The 18276-nt window shown below is 65.1% G+C and carries 17 protein-coding genes; 4 read left to right on the forward strand and 13 right to left on the reverse strand.

The genetic code is table 11. The features are described 5' to 3' along the window. The coding region (gene mdlC / locus A985_RS0119780) for a benzoylformate decarboxylase (protein WP_051060300.1) at positions 1 to 1242 on the reverse strand (1242 nt) is incomplete at its 3' end. Between the two features lie 250 nt (positions 1243 to 1492). Between mdlC and A985_RS0119785 the strand changes: the two genes are divergently transcribed. Further along, the gene (locus tag A985_RS0119785; RefSeq protein ID WP_017235110.1) at positions 1493 to 2398 is read left to right on the forward strand and encodes a LysR family transcriptional regulator; all 906 of its coding nucleotides are present in this window, start codon (positions 1493 to 1495) and stop codon (positions 2396 to 2398) included. Positions 2399 to 2413: 15 nt separating this feature from the next. Here A985_RS0119785 and A985_RS0119790 read toward each other — a convergent pair whose 3' ends face one another. The 3 genes from A985_RS0119790 to A985_RS0119800 form a co-directional block, all read right to left on the reverse strand. Further along, positions 2414 to 3112, reverse strand: a complete 699-nt coding sequence (locus tag A985_RS0119790) for a hypothetical protein (RefSeq protein WP_017235111.1) — start codon at positions 3110 to 3112, stop codon at positions 2414 to 2416. A gap of 114 nt (positions 3113 to 3226) precedes the next feature. Beyond that, on the reverse strand, positions 3227 to 4132 hold the full coding sequence (argB, locus tag A985_RS0119795) for an acetylglutamate kinase (RefSeq protein WP_017235112.1): 906 nt from the start codon (positions 4130 to 4132) through the stop codon (positions 3227 to 3229). Positions 4133 to 4794: 662 nt separating this feature from the next. Further along, positions 4795 to 5322, reverse strand: coding sequence for a copper chaperone PCu(A)C (locus tag A985_RS0119800; RefSeq protein ID WP_017235113.1), 528 nt, complete (start codon positions 5320 to 5322; stop codon positions 4795 to 4797). Between the two features lie 241 nt (positions 5323 to 5563). Here A985_RS0119800 and A985_RS0119805 point away from each other — a divergent pair, with 241 nt between their 5' ends. Both A985_RS0119805 and A985_RS0119810 read left to right on the forward strand, forming a co-directional pair. Then, the gene (locus tag A985_RS0119805) at positions 5564 to 6832 is read left to right on the forward strand and encodes an ATP-binding protein (protein WP_017235114.1); all 1269 of its coding nucleotides are present in this window, start codon (positions 5564 to 5566) and stop codon (positions 6830 to 6832) included. Further along, positions 6829 to 7371 (forward strand): response regulator transcription factor, encoded by a 543-nt coding sequence (locus tag A985_RS0119810; RefSeq protein ID WP_017235115.1) that lies wholly within the window; start codon positions 6829 to 6831, stop codon positions 7369 to 7371. Before A985_RS0119805 ends, A985_RS0119810 begins: the two co-directional genes overlap by 4 nt. A 75-nt stretch (positions 7372 to 7446) precedes the next feature. Here the strand turns inward: A985_RS0119810 and hslU are convergent, their stop codons facing one another. The 7 genes from hslU to A985_RS0119845 form a co-directional block, all read right to left on the reverse strand. Next, complete coding sequence (hslU, locus tag A985_RS0119815) at positions 7447 to 8805, reverse strand: ATP-dependent protease ATPase subunit HslU (RefSeq protein WP_017235116.1); 1359 nt, start codon at positions 8803 to 8805, stop codon at positions 7447 to 7449. A gap of 107 nt (positions 8806 to 8912) precedes the next feature. After that, positions 8913 to 9464, reverse strand: coding sequence for an ATP-dependent protease subunit HslV (hslV, locus tag A985_RS0119820; protein WP_017235117.1), 552 nt, complete (start codon positions 9462 to 9464; stop codon positions 8913 to 8915). Positions 9465 to 9753: 289 nt separating this feature from the next. After that, the gene (locus tag A985_RS0119825) at positions 9754 to 11943 is read right to left on the reverse strand and encodes a TonB-dependent receptor (RefSeq protein ID WP_083902377.1); all 2190 of its coding nucleotides are present in this window, start codon (positions 11941 to 11943) and stop codon (positions 9754 to 9756) included. 225 nt (positions 11944 to 12168) lie between these two features. Next, complete coding sequence (locus A985_RS0119830) at positions 12169 to 12651, reverse strand: hypothetical protein (protein WP_157211529.1); 483 nt, start codon at positions 12649 to 12651, stop codon at positions 12169 to 12171. A gap of 236 nt (positions 12652 to 12887) precedes the next feature. After that, positions 12888 to 13307 carry an RNA polymerase-binding protein DksA gene (dksA, locus tag A985_RS0119835; RefSeq protein WP_017235120.1) on the reverse strand — a complete coding sequence of 140 codons (420 nt, stop codon included), beginning with the start codon at positions 13305 to 13307 and terminating at the stop codon, positions 12888 to 12890. Between the two features lie 390 nt (positions 13308 to 13697). Further along, the gene (locus tag A985_RS0119840) at positions 13698 to 14765 is read right to left on the reverse strand and encodes a GTP-binding protein (RefSeq protein WP_017235121.1); all 1068 of its coding nucleotides are present in this window, start codon (positions 14763 to 14765) and stop codon (positions 13698 to 13700) included. 91 nt (positions 14766 to 14856) lie between these two features. Then, on the reverse strand, positions 14857 to 15351 hold the full coding sequence (locus A985_RS0119845) for a Fur family transcriptional regulator (protein ID WP_017235122.1): 495 nt from the start codon (positions 15349 to 15351) through the stop codon (positions 14857 to 14859). A gap of 144 nt (positions 15352 to 15495) precedes the next feature. Here A985_RS0119845 and A985_RS0119850 point away from each other — a divergent pair, with 144 nt between their 5' ends. Further along, positions 15496 to 16371: a DMT family transporter gene (locus A985_RS0119850; protein ID WP_017235123.1), complete on the forward strand. Its 876-nt coding sequence runs from the start codon at positions 15496 to 15498 to the stop codon at positions 16369 to 16371. Positions 16372 to 16390: 19 nt separating this feature from the next. Here the strand turns inward: A985_RS0119850 and A985_RS0119855 are convergent, their stop codons facing one another. After that, the gene (locus tag A985_RS0119855; RefSeq protein WP_026132182.1) at positions 16391 to 17605 is read right to left on the reverse strand and encodes a class I SAM-dependent rRNA methyltransferase; all 1215 of its coding nucleotides are present in this window, start codon (positions 17603 to 17605) and stop codon (positions 16391 to 16393) included. A 120-nt stretch (positions 17606 to 17725) separates the two neighbouring features. Further along, positions 17726 to 18276 (reverse strand): tyrosine-type recombinase/integrase (locus A985_RS26345; RefSeq protein WP_017235125.1); only part of this gene is annotated, 551 nt, incomplete at its 5' end.

Below are 18276 nucleotides of genomic sequence, written 5' to 3' on the forward strand. Positions count from 1 at the left end.
GTTCATCGTGTAGAACGTGCCCGGCTGCGAGAACGGCAGGTATTGCTGCATGACAGAGCGTGCGCTCGGCGCCTCCTCGACGACGATGTCGTGCGCCGCGCGAACGCTCGCGAGCGTTTGCAGTGCGAAGGCCGTCGACATGCGCTCGCCTGCCGCGTTCGGCAGCGCCACCGGCGGCATGCTGCGCGGCGGCGGCAACGCGCGCTCGCCGGGCACCTCACGCGCAAGCAAGGCTTCGACACCGAGTCGCACGTTACCGACGACGGAGGCGCCGACCGGCGTCCACGCGGCCACGCCCGGATCTTCGATCAACTGGAACAGCGAAGCGCCCTCGGGCACGTGCGGCCCGGTCCCTTCCACGTGATACGTGAACGCCGGGGCGCCAATCACAAGAATCAGATCGTGACCGCCCAGCAGATCGACGATCTTCTCGCGCATCGGCGGCAGGAAGCCGGCAAACAGCCGGTGATCTTCCGGGAACGCGCAGCGCGCGGACATCGGTGCGGTGAAGACGCGCGCGTGATGCCGCTCGGCCAACGCGCGCACGGCATCGAACGCCCCCGCGCGGTCAATCGACGAGCCGACCACGAACACCGGACGCAAGCATGCATCGAGCGCCGCCCCCAGTTGGGCAAGTGCGAACGGATCGGGCTGCACCCGCGTGCTCACCTGACGCGGTGGCAACGCCTCGGCCGGCCGGTCCCAATCATCGACCGGAATGGAGACGAAGACCGGCCCCTTCGGTTCCTGCATGGCGATGTGATAGGCGCGGGCCAGCGCCATCGGCACGTCTTCGGCGCGCGCCGGCTCCAGACTGAACTTGACATACGGTTGCGGCAGCTCGGTCGCACGCACCGACGCAAGGAACGGATCGAACGGGAGAATCGAGCGCGCCTGCTGTCCGGCCGTCACGATGAGCGGCGTCTGGTTCCTGTAGGCGGTAAAGATGTTGCCCATCGCGTTGCCGACACCGGCGGCCGAGTGCAGGTTGACGAACGCCGCGTTGCCGCTCGCCTGCGCATAACCATCGGCCATGCCGACAACGACGGCCTCCTGCAGGCCCAGCACGTACTCGAAGTCCGGCGGGAAGTCGCGGAACAACGGCAGCTCAGTCGAACCGGGGTTGGCGAATACCTTTGTCATGCCATGGCGGCGCATCAGATCGATGACCACCTCACGAACCGTCAGGGTCTGCGGGTCGCCGGCGCGTTGGCCGGCACGAAGTTCTCGGCTGTCTTTCATGGGGGCTGTCGTCTCCTGCCACCGTCGACGGGCGAACGCGTGACGGCGGGCGGTTGTCGTAGCTCGGGCCGCGCGATCAGGTGCGGGTCTCGGCGAGCGTTTCGACGAGTATAGGGAGTCGATATATGCACCGGAATTGCTTTTACGTGCCGAAGTCATTACGATTTTGCATGGCTTATGCGCCGCCCTGCTGCCACGTTGCCGGAGCGGCGCTCGGTCTCGTTCCGACCTCTGGACTGCCCTCCCCCCCATGAGCCTCAATCTCCAGCAATTGCGCGCTTTCACGACCATCGTCGAGACCGGCAGTCTCGGACGCGCCGCGACCGAGCTGCATCTCACGCAGCCCGCGCTGAGCCGTACCATCAAACGGCTCGAAGCCGATCTCGGCGCGCCGCTGTTCGAGCGTCACAGCAAGGGGATGGCCTTGACGGCATTCGGGCAAGCGTTGCTGCCGCACGCCATATTGCTCGAGCGCGAAGCCGAGCATGCGCGTGAAGAAATCGATGCGCTGCGCGGCCTCGCGAAAGGCACGATCAAGGTCGGCGCGGTCGGCGCCATCGCCAGCCATGTGCTGCCGCTCGCGGTCGAGCGCGTGCTCGACCGCTGGCCGAACCTGCGCGTGGAAATCATCGAAGGGGTTTGGGACCGGCTCGCCCAGGGACTGATGCACCACGAGATCGATCTGGCGCTCTCGACTGTGGCCCCCGACACCGATGACATCGTCGCGATCTCCGACTGCCATTGGAAGGACGACAGCTATGTGGTCGCCGCGTGCGACCATCCGTTGCGCCAGCGCGGCACGCTCACACTGGCCGACACACTCGGGGAACGCTGGGCGATTCCGCCGCGCGGCACCGCGCCATACGCGCATGTGGAAAGCGTGTTCGCCTCGCATGGGCTGGCGTTGCCCAACATTGTCGTGGAGACGCGCTCCGTCCCGGTGCTCAAGAGCATGGTCGCGCGATGCGGCTTTCTGACGTGGATGCCAGAGCCGATGTATGACGTCGAAGCACGCGCGCGTGTGATGGACACCCTGCCGATCCCGACCGTTCACGCCACGCGCACGCTCACGGCCTTCCGCCGCCGTCAGGGGATCTTGCCAAGCCCCGCCGCCAAGCTGCTCGACGAACTGCGTCGGCTGACGGCGCCCGGCTGATGCCGTGGGCGCCGGTCAGCCGCCCGCTGCCACGATCTGCGCGCGGTGGTACGGCGTGCCGCCGTACTCTTTGGGGCCGTGAATCGTCTCGACACGCTCGATGCGCCACGGCACCGGGCGCGTGAAGCGAGGGCCATCGAAGGCGAACGTGTGGAACTCGCCGTTCTCACCGCACGCGTCGACGTGCGCCGGCAGGTCCGCCAGCAGCGAGGCATCGTATTCGCGGCCGACGAATTCCGGCCCGAGGTGCCGACCGTCCACACAGACGATCACCGCCCGATAGCCCAGCGAGATGAATTCGTGCGCGAGTGTCAGGCGCTCGCGTTGCCACAGCGGCAATACGGCGGTCATGCCCGCCGCCGCGCAGACCTTCTCTTCCCAATCGCGGTGCGGCTGCAAATCGATATCGCCGAACAAGCCGTGCGTGATGCCCTCGGCACGCATCGCCAGCAAGCGGGCGACGAACGCCGCCTCGTATTCGCGCCAGCCGGCATGGCCGACGTCGAGCGCGATGCCGAGTGCGTCCGCCTGCGCCTGCATCAATTCACGCGGCAAACCATGCGAGCGCGAGCTGTCGCCCGTTTCGTCGAACATCGCAAGCAGACGACGCACCTCGTAGTGCGGCTCGCCGCGCGTGTCGCCAGACAATGCGTGATGCAGGGCAAGGCAGGAATCCTTGCCGCCGCTCCAGGAGAAAAAGGCGGGGGTGGGCATGCGGTCTCGCGAAAAAGGGGTCACACCAAAACAAAGCGGACCCCGCAGGGTCCGCCTTCGATACTCGGGGGGGCCGTGCGATGTTGGCATCGTCACCGCCCCCACACGTCGCACTCAATGCGAGCGGATCATCGTGCCGAATGGCTGTTCCGTCAGGATTTCGAGCAGCACCGAATGCTCGATGCGGCCGTCGACGATGTGCACCGACTTCACGCCGCTCTTCGCAGCGTCGAGTGCCGACGAGATCTTCGGCAGCATGCCGCCCGAGATCGTGCCGTCGGCGAATAGGTCGTCGATCTCGCGCGCCGACAGGTCGGTCAGCAGATTGCCGTCCTTGTCCATCACGCCCGGGATGTTGGTCATCATCACCAACTTCTCGGCGCCCAACACCGTGGCGAGCTTGCCGGCCACGAGGTCGGCGTTGATGTTGTACGCCTGGCCATCTTCCCCAACGCCGATCGGCGAAATCACCGGGATGAAAGCGTCGTCTTGCAGCGCACGCACCACGGCCGGATTGATCGAGTCGACTTCACCGACGAAACCGATGTCGAGCAGCTTGCCGGCGTTTTCGCGATCCGGAATCAACATCTTGCGCGCGTTGATCAGGCCGCCGTCCTTGCCGGTGAGACCCACCGCCTGGCCGCCGTACTGGTTGATCAGCATGACGATGTCCTGCTGGACTTCGCCGCCGAGCACCCACTCAACCACTTCCATCGTCTCTTCGTCGGTCACGCGCATGCCCTGGACGAACGTGCCCTGCTTGCCGATCTTCTTGAGCGCCTGATCGATCTGCGGACCGCCCCCATGCACCACCACCGGGTTGATGCCCACGAGCTTGAGAAGAATGACGTCGCGCGCGAAGCCTCGCTTCAGGCGCTCTTCGGTCATTGCGTTGCCGCCGTATTTAATCACCACGGTCTTGCCGTGATATTTGCGGATATACGGCATCGCCTCAGCCAGAACTTCGGCCTTGAGAGCAGGAGCGATGTCGTCGATGGAAGACGGTTGCAGATCGGACATGGCGGGAAGGTTTTTCGCAGGTGGACCAGAAACACGGCGAATTGTACAGCCAAGGCGCCCGGCCGTGCGGGGCTTTGACGGGATTCGACAGGGTCTGGGACTTGCGTCGGTCGATGCCCATGGCGACCCTTCGTCACATGCGGGGCGGCAACCGCAAATGCGGCGATTCTCGCCCCGTCAGCGGCGCAGGGCCGCGCGTGCGTATCTCCCCTTTGGCCTCTCCATGCACGCCCGTCAGCGGCCGATTTTTACCGCGTCCCCTTTCGCTCCCGATTTACGCGCTGCGCCCCCCCGCCAGAGGCCAGCCCCTGACAACGCCGCCGCTGTTGCAGTTGTGCAACTCGTTTCGCCGCGGGGCACCTGTCTATGCCCCGCCTGTCTTCGCGCGGCGCTGCTTGCGGCCGGTGCGGGAATCAGCGGCACCGCCGCCGCCCGTGCGACGTCCGCCAACCTCACCAACCCCACCGACCTCGCGACCATTGCCAATCCCGACTGACCCCGGCCGACGGCCCGGCACCCCGGGCGCGCCAGGCGCCGGTGACGGAGGCCGCCCCCCCGTGTAACGGGCGCCCACCCGGCCGCCGACACCCGCCGTGCCGCGAAACATCAGCTTCTGCCGGGTACCGAGCGTCTTGTTGGCCATGGCCCGAACCGCCGGCGCTCTATTGACTATGGGCGGCGCCGTGCGCCATGCCGGCCATACCGCTCATACCATTCATACCACTCATGCCGGCGCCCGCAGGCCCGCTCGCCGTCAGGTCGAGCACAGGGATCTGAACCTGCTGCTCGGACATCTTGTGATCGGCGGATTCGAAGCGCAACGTGACCGGTACGGTGTCGCCCTTCTTGAGCGGCGTCTTCAGGTCGCTGAGCATGATGTGATAGCCGCCCGGCTTGAGCTGCACGGGCTGATTGGCCGGCAGCGGCAAACCGCTCGGCAGGGCGCGCATTTTCATGAGCGTGCCTTCGAGCTTCATTTCATGCACTTCGGCGTTTGCGGCGGCGGGGGTGCTCACGCCCACGAGCGTGGTCGCCCGAGGCGCCTGCAACGTCATGAAAATGCCGGTCGCACTCTGACCCGGCACGGTGCCGCGTGCCCACGCGTCGGACACCGTCACCTGCCCCACCTGTGCGTAGGCCGAAGCCATGCCGAGACTCAGTGCGGCAACTGCCCATAGCTTGTGCTTCATGCAAACTCCTTATCGTTGTCGACGGAAGGCTTCCGCCCTGTATCGCATGAGAGGTTACGCGACACCCTGCCGCGCGAGACGTGGATGCTCATTGTAGTCGCGCCCCGCCTCACGCGGGAACGCGTTGCGTGATGCCGATCATCGGCGCCTCATCGGTTCTTCATCGGCACCCATGCGGCAGAGTGTCGCAGCGCCCTGCGACGCGGGATAGGCCGTGACCCGGACTTGGTACACTTGTCGTATGACCCATTTCCCCATCGAGCGAGCCAACGTCGTTCAGCTCTTCTGGTTGCGCTGTCTGGCCATCGTCGGCCAGTTGGCGACGATCGGCGTCGTGCAACTCTGGCTCGGCGTACGTCTGCCGCTCGAGCCGATGCTCACCATCATCGCCCTCGAAGTGCTGTTCAACGTCCTCACGTGGGTGCGCACGCGGCGAGGTATCGAGCGCGCCCGGCGCCGCACCGATCTGGACCTGATGAGCCAATTGCTCGTCGATCTGGCCGCGCTCACGGCGCTGCTGTTCTTCTCGGGCGGCGCGACCAACCCGTTCGTCTCCCTCTTCCTGCCGGGCCTGGCGATCGCCGCCGCCGTGCTGCCATGGCGCAACGCGTCGCAACTGGCGCTGCTCTCGCTGGTCGCGTATGGCGCGCTGAACTTTCAGTACGTGCCGCTCGATCTGGCAGACCCGGGCAATCTGCTGCGCCTGCATCTGGCCGGCATGTGGGTCAACTTCGTGGTCAGCGTGCTCGTGATCGCGTGGTTCGTTTCGCGGATGTCGCGGGCCTTGCGCGCGCGCGACGCGCAACTCGCCCGCGCCGAACAGCGGCTGCTGCGCGACGAGCGGATGGCCGCTCTCGGCGCTCAGGCCGCGAGCGTGGCGCACGAACTCGGCACCCCGCTCTCGACCATGGCCGTGGTCGTCGGCGAACTGCGCAGCGAGAGCCTGGGCAATGCCGCGTTGAAGCCCTACGAGCCGGATCTGCAGACGCTTGAACAACAGATCGCGCTGTGCAAGAGCGCCATCGGCCACGTGCAGACGCGTGCGGCGGCACCGGTGCGGCAGGCGTTGGCCGAATGGTTGCCGGCGTTCACCACGCAATGGCGCTTACGGCATCCGCAAGTCCAGTTCCAGATGCGCGTGCCGCCAAAGTTGACCGCGCGCATCGAAGACACCGTGCAAGTTGGCCAGATCCTGACCATCGTGCTTGATAACGCCGCGTATTTCAGCCCGTCGTCGGTCACCCTCGACGTGGCGGTCACGCCGGACGACATCCGCTTCACGGTCTGCGACGAAGGCCCCGGCATGACCGCCGAGCTGCGTACCCGGCTGGGAAATTCACCCGTCATGAGTACGCACGGCGGACAAGGCATGGGCCTGTATCTGGCCTTTGCCAGTGCCCAGCGTCTCGGCGGCGACATCGTCCTCACCCCCAACACGCCGCAAGGCACGCGCGCCGAGCTGCGCCTGCCGATGGCCACTTTCCTCTTCGGCTCGCGGAGTCAGACATGAACGCCTCCCACTTCCTTCTTATCGACGACGACGTCGTTTTCGCCGAAACGCTCGCCCGCGCGCTGACGCGGCGCGGCTATGACGTGCAGATCGCCGCCGACAGCGCCGCGGCGCTGCTCGCGGCGCGCACGCGCCAGTTCGACCTGATCTCGGTCGACCTTCATCTGGGTCACGACTCGGGACTGCCGCTCATCGCGCCATTGCGCGCGTTGCAACCGAAATCACGCATGCTGGTGCTCACCGGCTACGCGAGCATTGCGACGGCGGTGCAAGCCGTCAAGGATGGCGCCGACAACTACCTGGCCAAGCCGGCCAACGCCGACACCATCCTCGCGTCGCTGCGCAGCGATGCGAGCGAGACCCAGGCCGACGAAGCCATCGAAAACCCCTCGCCGCTGTCGGTCGCGCGCCTCGAATGGGAGCACATTCAACGCGTGCTCACCGAGCACAACGGCAACATCTCCGCCACGGCACGCGCGCTGAACATGCATCGGCGCACGCTGCAGCGCAAACTGCTCAAGCGTCCGGTGAAGCAGTAACGCCCATCGTCAAATCGTCAAACGCAAAAAAAGGCCCCGAGGGGCCTTTTTCACATTGCAACGAACGTCACGCCATCACAGCACGTAGCGCGACAGATCTTCGTTCTGCGCCACTTCCTCGAGGAAGCGATTGACGTAGCCGGCGTCGATCGACACCACTTCGTTCGCCTGCTTGCCGGCGTTGTACGAGATGTCCTCGAGCAGCTTTTCGATGACGGTGTATAGACGTCGCGCCCCGATGTTTTCCGTCTTCTCGTTCACAGAGAAAGCGATTTCCGCGAGCCGCTTGATGCCGTCCGGCGCGAAGTCGAGCGTCACGTCTTCCGTGGCGAGCAAGGCCTGATACTGCTTCACGAGGCTGGCATCCGTCTGCGTGAGGATCGCTTCGAAATCCTGGACCGACAGCGATTCGAGTTCGACGCGAATCGGGAAGCGGCCCTGCAGTTCCGGAATCAGATCGCTCGGCTTGGCCAGATGGAACGCCCCGCTCGCGATGAACAGAATGTGATCCGTCTTGATCATGCCGAACTTCGTGCTCACGGTCGTGCCTTCCACGAGCGGCAGCAGGTCGCGCTGCACGCCCTGACGCGACACGTCGCCGCCACCCACTTCGCTGCGCGTGGCGATCTTGTCGATTTCGTCGAGGAACACGATGCCGTTCTGCTCGACGTTGCGCAAGGCCAGTTGCTTGACCTCCTCGTCGTTGAGCATCTTCGACGCTTCTTCGTCGGTCAGCACCTTGAGCGCGTCCTTGATCTTGAGCTTCTGGCGCTTCTTGCGCTGGTTGCCCAGATTCGCGAACATGCCCTTGATCTGCTCGGTCATCTCTTCCATGCCCGGCGGGCCCATGATCTCCATGCCCTGCGCCGGAATTTCCACTTCCAATTCGACTTCCTTGTCGTCGAGCTGACCTTCGCGCAGACGTTTGCGGAACGTCTGGCGCGTGGCGTTATCCTCGCTGCTGGCCTCGACCTCGTGCGACGCCGAACCGAAACGGATGTCGCGCGACGACTCGCGCCCGCTCGGCAGCAACAGATCGAGAATGCGATCCTCGGCGCGATCTTCCGCCGTGGTGCGCACCTTCTTCATTTCAGCTTCACGCGTCTGCTTGATCGCGATTTCCGCGAGGTCGCGCACGATGCTGTCCACGTCGCGCCCCACGTAGCCGACTTCGGTGAACTTGGTCGCCTCGACCTTGATGAATGGCGCGTCGGCCAGCTTGGCCAAACGGCGCGCGATTTCGGTCTTGCCGACACCGGTCGGACCGATCATCAGAATGTTCTTCGGCGTGATTTCCTGACGCAGGGGATCGGCCACCTGCTGACGGCGCCAGCGGTTGCGCAACGCCACCGCGACGGCCTTCTTGGCCTTGTGCTGGCCGATGATGTGTTTGTCGAGTTCGGAAACGATCTCTGAGGGGGTCATATGGGTCATGACGTTCGCCAAATTAGGGGGTTCGCACGGAGGGTGACGTCCGGCCGGTCACCTGCCGACCGGCCAATCGTGCCGCAGGAGGGAGGCCCGCTGCGGCACGCGCGTCGTCACTGCGCTGCCTTCGGGGGCAGCGCCTCGATGATGTGATTGCCGTTGGTGTAGATGCACATTTCGCCCGCGATCGTCAGCGCCTTCTTGACGACTTCCGCCGGCGTCAGGTCCGTGTTCTCGACCAGCGCGCGGGCGGCCGCCTGGGCGTACGATCCGCCCGAACCGATCGCGGCAACGCCACCCTCCGGATCGAGCACATCGCCGTTGCCGGTGATGACCAGCGTGGTCTCGGCATCGGCGACGATCATCATCGCTTCGAGCCGGCGCAGCATGCGGTCGGTACGCCAATCCTTGGCCAGTTCCACCGCCGAGCGCGTCAAATGCCCCTGGTGCTTCTGGAGCTTCGCCTCGAAACGATCGAGCAGCGAGAAGGCATCGGCCGTCGCACCCGCGAAGCCAACCATGACCTTGCCGTCGTAAATCGTGCGAACCTTGCGGGCGGTGCCCTTCATCACGATGTTGCCGAGGGTGACCTGACCGTCGCCGCCAAGCGCGACCTGATCGCCGCGCCGAACGCAGACGATGGTGGTGCCGTGATATTGCTCCATGCCTGTTCCTTTTCGGGGGGCGACGTGCGCCCCGTAACGATTGGCCCGGCCGCGCGCGCCACACAATCGTGACGACGTGCCCGACCGGGCGAGATGTCACTGTAGTTTAGGGCAATCGAAAGAATATCAAGAGGCGTCGACGGCAACACGCCCGCCCCGCTTGACGCCCTCGAGGCGATGCCGCACAACGTGGCATGGATCGTGAAATTCGCGCGGCAATGCGCCGCGCGAATCGTCTACTGCGAGGAAATTTCTCGGAAATTACTCCGTTTTTGCGGCACGATCCCGCTCAGAACGTGGTGCGCAAACCCACGCGAACCGAGCGCCCCCCCTGCGGCGCAATGTCGCGCAGCACCGAGCTGGCCAAACGTACCTCCTGGTTGGTCAGGTTCTCTCCCTTCAAGTACGCCAGCCACTGCGCGCCACCCGCCTTGAACTGATAGGTGAGCGCCGCACCGAGCGTGGTGTAGCCACGGGTCGTCAGATCGTTGGCGGGCACGCGGCCTTGAGGACTGGCGTGCACCATTTCCAGTCGCGCGCCCCAGTGACCCAACGCATAGGCAAGCGCCGCCGTCAGACGCAATGGTGCGATGCGCGGCAGCGGTTCGCCCGTCTCGCGGTTGCGCGCGATTGTGTAGTCGCCGCGCAGTTCGAGATCGAGGTTGCCGTGACCGCGCCAAAGGCGCGCACGGCCTTCGGCTTCCATTCCGTAGAGGTCGGCTGGCACACCCGCGTACTGATAGACCGGCAAACTCTGGCCGCCCTCATCGATCGTGCGCCCCGTATTGTTGAGTGCGATGAAGTTGTTGAAGCGGCTGTAGAAGAGACCGACGCTGGCCTTGTTCGGGCCCTGCTCATAGCGTAGCGACAGGTCCGTCGAAAACGCCTTTTCAATCGCGGCCTGCGGACTGCCGATTTCCCAGACCCCGGTCGCCAGGTGCGGGCCGTTCGCATACAGCTCGTAGAACGTGGGCGCGCGCTCGGTGTACGAGGTGTTGAGCGCGACCGACCACGCGGGGGCCAATGCGAAGACCGCACCCGCCGACACGCTGCCCGGCGTGAAGTCGCGCGACGGCAGATTGTCGAAGCGCTCATTACCGCCCGCCGTCGGCTTGACGCTCGAGTGCTCGATGCGCGCGCCGAACGAGAGCTTGATCGCCGGATGCATCGCCCACTCTTCGAGGGCAAACAGCGCGACATTGCGCGTGTCGCTCTTCGGCACAAAGGCCTCTTCACCTAGCGCGGAGAAGGTGTTCTGCGAGAACTGCACGCCCACGGCGCCGTCGAGTGGCCCGAGCTTCGCGTGACGCGCTTCGATACGGCCTTCGTAGCCGTGATTCTTGAAGGTCGTTCCCGTCTCGCCGTTTTCGATTTCCTTGTGCTCGTAATCGGTGTAGCCAAAGTTGAACTTGAGAGCGGTGATCGGGCCGCTCAGGTCGCGGATCTCGCTGGCCAATGCCAAACGCTGCTGCCGCAGCCGAATGCGTGTGTCCGCCTCGGCCACGGTGCCGTAATCCGAGTCGTAACCGGAGTACGACAGGCCCGTATAGCCGTCGGCCCACGTCCACGACGCACCGACAGCCGCGCCACTCACCTGCCCCTGGCTGTTGGGCAAGGTGCCCGACGGTTGCGGCGTGTCCTCGTCATCGCGGCCGCGTTGTTGCGCCGAACGGGCGAAGCCGGGAATGCGCAGGTCCGCGCTTTTTCGGGCGAAGCCGTCAACGTGGAACGCGAACTCGCCGTTGCCGAATTCAAGTTGCGCGGCCCCGGCACGTTCGCGGTTCGCACCGCCATAGCTGAAGTCCGTCGCACCGGAAATGCCGGTGATGGATTCTCGCGGAATGCGGTTGTCAATGGTGTTGATCACGCCGCCGACCGCATTGCCGCCGTAGAGCAGTGCCGCAGGGCCCCGCACGACTTCTACGCGTTCGATCGTCAGCGGATCCTGCGCCACGGCGTGATCGTAGGATAGCGACGAGGCGTCGAGCGCCGCCGTGCCGTTCTGCAACACGCGAATGCGGTCGCCGTCGAGGCCACGAATGATGGGGCGGCTGACGTTCGGGCCGTACGATGTGGCCGACACGCCCGGCAGCCCGTCAAGCGTCTCGCCCAACGTGCCTGCACGGCGCAACGCCAGCGCCTTCCCGTCGAGTTCAGTAAGTGGCACGGTCAAGTCGGCAGCGGCGCGCCCAAGCGGATTGCCGGTCACGAAGGTGGTTGGCAACGTCACTTCAGGCCTCGCCGGGACGGCAGCGGCAGACGTTGCTTCCAAGGGTGCATCGGACACATCGGCCGCCTGCACGGACGCGCTTGCCGCAGCGAGCGCGCTGAACGTCAGCGCTGCGGCGAGCGGGCGCGGCGAGTTCACGGGCCACGGGCGGCGTGCCCGGCGGGAAGCCGAAGGGGCCTCGATGGGGAAAGCGGGGGCTAGCAAGGGCGTCGCGCGCTCACGCGCGGCGTTCAAAGCAGAAAGTGCCATGTCGGTATCGGGTGTGTTGGGTCGGTGCGCGGGAGCCTCGTCAACGGGCTCCCGAGGATTCCGGGCCTCGGCGCGAACGAAGCCCCGCCGCGTCGGCGATGATGGGCCGACGAGCGTGCAGCCGCCGCCATCGCGGGCCCGAAGGCTGCGAGGGTCGGTACGGACCGTGGCAGGGATTCGCGCAGTCAGCGCGGAGAAGTTCGAATGGCGCGAATACGCGTGGCGTCAGATCGCGAGCGGCGGTGCGCGGGAGTCGAACGGTCGTCGGTGAACGCTCGGGTGACGGCGCCCGGTCGCGCGCTGGGGGAGGCTCGCGATGACGGTATCGCTTCCCCACGACAGGACGGCCACGGCCATGGCCGCGGCCAGCGTGGCGCCTTCGAACAGATGGCAATGGTGGTGGGAGTTGCCGAAATCGACGGACACCGTGCCGACCGCTTGGGCGCGACCGTCTGCGGCCATCGCGAGATCCGCACCTCCCGCCTCGTCCGGATCATTCGCCTCGCCCGCCGCTGACCGGCTCGCATCTGCCGAAACCGGCGGCACGCCGGACAACCTTCGGGCATGCAGAATTTCGTGTTGCAGCCCCCAGATCTGTACGCCGATCAGCGCAACGATGAGCCACGCGACCCAACCGCTTCGCCCACACCCCACCCGCGTGCGCAAACGCGCGCGCCAAAAGCGAGAAGCGGATTCGATAGACGGCATAGGCGGCCACAATTGCAACTGAGTTGCAATTGTGGCATAAAGTTGGCTCGACGGCGAGCGTCAGCAAGCGTTGCGTGCAAGCCACAGTTCCGGGAGGAACGGGCCGCGGTCGACCGGACGACGTCAAAAAACGGCAACAAAAAAGGCACGTCGAGACGACGTGCCTTTGGCAAACCGGGCGCCGACGGACCTGACCTGCCGCCACCGCGCGGCGTCGGGCCGGTTGTGCGATGCGATCAGTCGCCGAACAGCTTCTGACGCAATTCGCGACGCTCTAGCGCTTCGAGCGACAGGGTGGCGGTCGGGCGGGCGAGCAGACGCGGAACGCCGATCGGCTCTCCGGTTTCTTCGCACCAGCCATATTCGCCCGATTCGATGCGAGCGAGCGACTGTTGCACCTTCTTCAGCAGCTTGCGTTCACGATCGCGGGTACGCAGCTCAAGCGCGTGCTCCTCTTCAATCGTGGCGCGGTCGGCCGGATCCGGGACGAGAATGGTTTCGCGCAGGTTCTCGGTGGTTTGACCGGCGTTACGCAAAATGTCAGCCTGCAGGTTTTCCAGACGATCCTTGAAGAAGGCGAGTTGATCTTCATTCATGTAGTCCTTCTCGCCCATCTTCAGAATTTCGGCCTCGGTCAAAAGTCTTTTCTTGCTCATGGGTTTTTGTGGCGTCTCTTTCGGATAGTCCGGTGACGCCCCTGCAGCGAGTGGGACGTCTTGCTTACCGGCGATGCCGCGGGCGGCTTCTTGGGTTACGTTCCTACCGGACGATTTGGGCGCCCCGTGCTTGGCGGCGGCCTTTTCGCCCGTCTTCGAATTACCTGCTGGAGCCCGCTTGGCGCCCGCTTCCGACGCCGGCTCTGACCGGCGCGTGGGGCCTGCGGTGGCAGTCTTGCGAGAGGCGGTAGCCATGGCGGTGCTCCCCTGCCGGCCCTCCGAAGTGCCGCGTTGGTTCGCTGGCGGCAGCCCCAGTGGGCACGTATTGTAACCGAATCGTTCAACAGCCCTGATTAAGGGGTTTCCCGTTGCACGGTTCGCCGGTCCCGCTCAGACCAGACAGCGCTCCAGCCCTTGCAGGATGATCTCTTTCGGCAGCTCGGCACCAATAAACACCATCTTGGTGTTCGGCGTCTCATCGGGCTGCCATTTCGCGCCCACGTCGCTGCCCATCATCTGGTGAACGCCCTGGAACACGACCCGGCGGTCGATGCCACGCATGTTTAATACACCTTTATAACGCAATAAGCGTTCGCCGTACACCTGTAGGATGCTCCCGAGGAAATCCTCCAGCTTCGCCGGATCGAAGGCTTTCTCGCTGCGAAAGACAAACGATTTGATGGCGTCGTCGTGGTGGGCATGGGCGTGACCGTGGTCGTGCCCCTCGTGCGCGCACTGGTCATGATCGTGATCGCAGTGCGAGTGATCGTGATCATGGCTGTGATCGTGATCGTGCGCGTGGTCGTCGGCGCCCAGGAATTCCGGATCGATGTCGAGCTTGTCGTTCAGGTTGAAGCCGTGAAGGTCGAAGATCTGCTTGAGCTCGGCCTGGCCGAAGTCGACTTCCTGCTGCGGCGCGCGCGGATTCATGTGCGCGAGGCGATGCTTCAGGTCGTCCAGCGCCTCGGGCGTGACCAGATCGGCTTTGGTGATGAACAGGCGATCGGCAAACCCCACCTGGCGCTGCACCACTTCGTGCTGATCGAGCTGCTGCTGGGCGTGCTTCGCGTCGACCAGCGTGATGATGGCGTCGAGCCGGTAGGTGTCGGCCACCTCGTCGTCGATGAAGAAGGTTTGCGCCACCGGGCCGGGGTTGGCCAGGCCGGTCGTCTCGATGACCACGCGGTCGAACTGGATCGCACCCGCGTCGCGCTGGCTGTTCAGGTCGGACAGCGCCTTCACCAGGTCGCCACGAATCGTACAGCAGATGCAGCCGTTGCTCATCTGTACGATCTGCTCGGCGTTGTCGTGCACGAGGATGTCGTTATCGATGTTCTCTTCACCGAATTCATTTTCGATGACGGCGATCTTCATGCCATGCGCCTCGGTCAGGATGCGCTTGAGCAGCGTGGTTTTTCCGCTGCCGAGAAAGCCGGTCAGGATGGTGACGGGGGTCATGAATGCTATGTCCTGTTGTAATGCGGCGTACTCGACGCCGTCTCAATGTCGCCCACTGTACCCGAGGTAACGAAAAGCGGCTGGGGACGCGTCAGTTGGGGGCGCCCGCGCACTGTGCGCAAGTGCCATGAATCATCAGCTCGACCTGTTCGCCCACGAAACCCTTGGGCAGGCGCTTGAGTTCGCGCTCACTCAATTGGGGATGCTGGGGCCAATCGTCAAGACAGAAGGTCCGGTGGCAGCGTACGCAACGAAAATGTCCGTGTTGCGTATGCGGACGCGGCGATGCCGCACGCTGCGGGTCGACATGCTCGGCCATGACGAAGCGGAAGATTCGGTCGTCACCGGCCTGCTTGATGGCCCAGCCCTGCGCGACCAGCCAATCGAGCACGCGGTAGGCCGTTACGCGGTCGAGCGGATCGGCGTCGGTGGCCAGATCGGCCAGCACTTCCTGGTGCGTGAGCGGACGGCCCGCCTTGAGCAGCATCGCCAGCACGCGCACGCGTCCAGAGGTCACGCGGCCCGATTGCTCTTGCAAGCTCGTACGGGCGGCTTCCAGATAAGGTTGTAGTTGAATAAGGCTCATAAATCGATTTAAGCACAGCACCGCCAGCACTGCAACGGAGTTGCAAAAGTAGGCATTTCCCGAGCCCTGAAGGCCGCCGACCGAATCTGTCCGGAGGTGAACGGGCAATGCGTCATACAATTGACGCAAAAAACACCGCTCACCATGTCGCTCACCGCTCTCGCCCTCGTTGTTACCGCCGCATTCCTGCATGCCACCTGGAATTTCCTCGCCAAGCGCATCGACACGCGCGAAGGCGGCGGCCCGCAGCTCGTCTTCCTCTATGCGCTGCTGACCGTCGTGCTGTACACGCCGCTGGCGCTGTTTTTCCTGATCGGTTCAAACGCCAGTTGGCCGAATGCGCTGGGTTGGGGCGTGATCGCCACGAGCGCCATGCTGCACTACGGCTACACGCTAGTCCTGCAGCGCGGCTACCGGGTGGGCGACCTGTCGGTCGTCTATCCGCTCGCACGGGGCACCGGGCCATTGCTGTCGTCGCTGGGCGCCATCGTGCTGCTGGGGGAACGCCCGGGCTGGCTGGCGCTTTTCGGGATCGGGCTGGTAGTCGTCGGCGTGCTGATCATCGCCGGGGGCGAGCGCCTGTTCCGGCGCGACACCATGCACGCGGGCGCGGGCTGGGGCGTGCTGACCGGCGGATTCATCGCAGCGTATACGCTGGCCGACGCCTACGCCATCCGCACCCTGCTGCTTGCACCGCTCGTCTATTACTACCTGGAGAATGTGCTGCGAGTCGTGCTCTCGGCACCGATGGCGTGCTCGCGTCCCGCCCGCATGGTCATGGTGTGGCAGGCGAACTGGCGCAAGATCGTGCTGATCTCGCTTATCTCGCCGATGTCCTACTTCCTGATCCTGACGGCGCTCAAGTACGCGCCGGTGTCGCACGTCGCCCCAGCGCGGGAGATGTCGATGATGATTGCCGCGCTGTTGGGCGTGCGGCTGCTGGGCGAAGGGGAGATGCACCGCCGCGTGGGCGGTGCCGTGTTGATCGCGCTGGGCGTGGTCGCACTGACACTGGGTTGACGCCCACAGAAGCGAGCGCTTACATACGCTGCAACCAAAGCCCCTTGAGATATTCGCCTTCGGGGAACTGGGTGAGCATGGGGTGATCCATGCCCGCCGACAGGCGCCGCAGAATGCGGGCGTCCACGCCGGCATCCACGGCCGCGCCCGCCACGATCTTCTGGAACAGATCGGCATCGATCGCGCCTGAGCACGAGTACGTCAGCAGCTGGCCGCCCGGGCGCAGCAGCTTGAAACCGGCCAGATTGATGTCCTTGTACGCCCGTGCGGCACGCTCCACGTGATGGGCCGACGGTGCGAACTTGGGCGGATCGAGCACGATCATGTCGAACAGGCGCCCCTCTTCGCGCAACGCGCGCAGGGTCTTGAAGACATCGGCGTCGCGCCATTCGGCGCGCGCGGCGTCGAAACCGTTGAGTTCGACATTGCGCGCGCCGATGGCCAACGCGTCGCCCGACGAGTCGATGGACAACACGCTCTGCGCCCCGCCCGCCAGCGCCGCCAGCGAAAAGCCCCCGGTATAGCAGAAGCAGTTGAGCACGTCGCGGCCCTTGGCCTGCTGCTTCACCAGCAGACGATTGTCGCGCTGATCGACATAGAAGCCGGTCTTGTGCCCGTTGCGCACGTCGACGTAATACTTCACGCCACACTCGTACGTCGTGAGCAAGTCGGGCGCCTGGGGCGGCTCAGCCCCCGCCAGCACGCCAGTGAGGCTCGGCAGACCTTCGCGCTCGCGCACGGCGGCGTCGGAGCGCTCGTAGACATTGGGGCAGCCGGTCGCGCCGACGAGGGCATTCACGATCGCGTCTTTCCAGACTTCCACGCCCGCCGCCATGAACTGGCAAACGATCTGGTCCGTCACCGGCGCACCGGGCGCGGACTGATAACGGTCGACGATCAGACCCGGCAGGCCGTCGGCCTCGCCGAAGATCAGGCGGGTCGCCCCGGTGTCGTGCACCATCTGCTCGCGATAAGCGAGGGCGGCGGTCACGCGACGCTTGAAGAACGCATGATCGACCGGCTCGTTTTCATCGAACGTCCACACGCGTGCGCGGATGGCCGAGACCGGGCTGAAGGCGGCGCGAGCGAGAAATCGCCCGTCGGCGGCGCGCACCACGACCGTCGCGCCGGAAGCCGGTTTGCCGTCCACGCGTGCCACGGCGGTGGCGTAAATCCAGGGGTGACGGCGCAGCAAGGACTTTTCTTTGCCGGGCTTGAGGGTCAAGGTATTCATGCGGGACGGACCAACGGTTGACGACGGGGTGACGGCAAGTCATCCAGCAGACGGAGAACATGCGGGACTTGCTGAGGAAGGACGCGATTCTACACCGAGTCGCGCCGCCCACCGCAACGCTCAGGGCTTCTTGCGCGAGCGCGGATGCGCCTGATCGTAAACCTTCGCGAGATGCTGGAAGTCGAGCTTCGTGTAGATCTGTGTCGTCGAAATATTGCTGTGCCCCAACATCTCCTGCACGGCGCGAAGATCGCCGGACGATTGCAGGACGTGCGTGGCGAACGAGTGACGCAGCATGTGCGGGTGCACGTGTGTCGGCAGCCCGGCCGCCAGCGCGTGGCGCGACAGCCCCTGCTGCACCGCGCGCGCGCCGATGCGCTTGCCGCGCGCCGACAGGAACAGCGCATGCGGCTCAGCCGTTGCCAGTTCTGCCCGCATGTCCAGCCAACCGGCCAGCGCCTGCGCCGCTTTCTCGCCCACGGGCACGCGGCGTCGCTTGTTCCCCTTGCCGGTCACGACCACCTCGCGTTCGGGCAAATCAAGCCAGCTCACGGAACGGTAGCCCTCGGCCTCGACGTAGCGATGATCGAGGCTCGTGAGTTCCGACAGGCGCAGGCCAGACGAGTACAGCAGCTCGAACATCGCCCGATTGCGCACGGCCTCGGCCGACG

Origin of the sequence: Pandoraea sp. B-6 (genome assembly GCF_000282835.1) — a bacterium.
Taxonomy (GTDB): domain Bacteria; phylum Pseudomonadota; class Gammaproteobacteria; order Burkholderiales; family Burkholderiaceae; genus Pandoraea; species Pandoraea cepalis.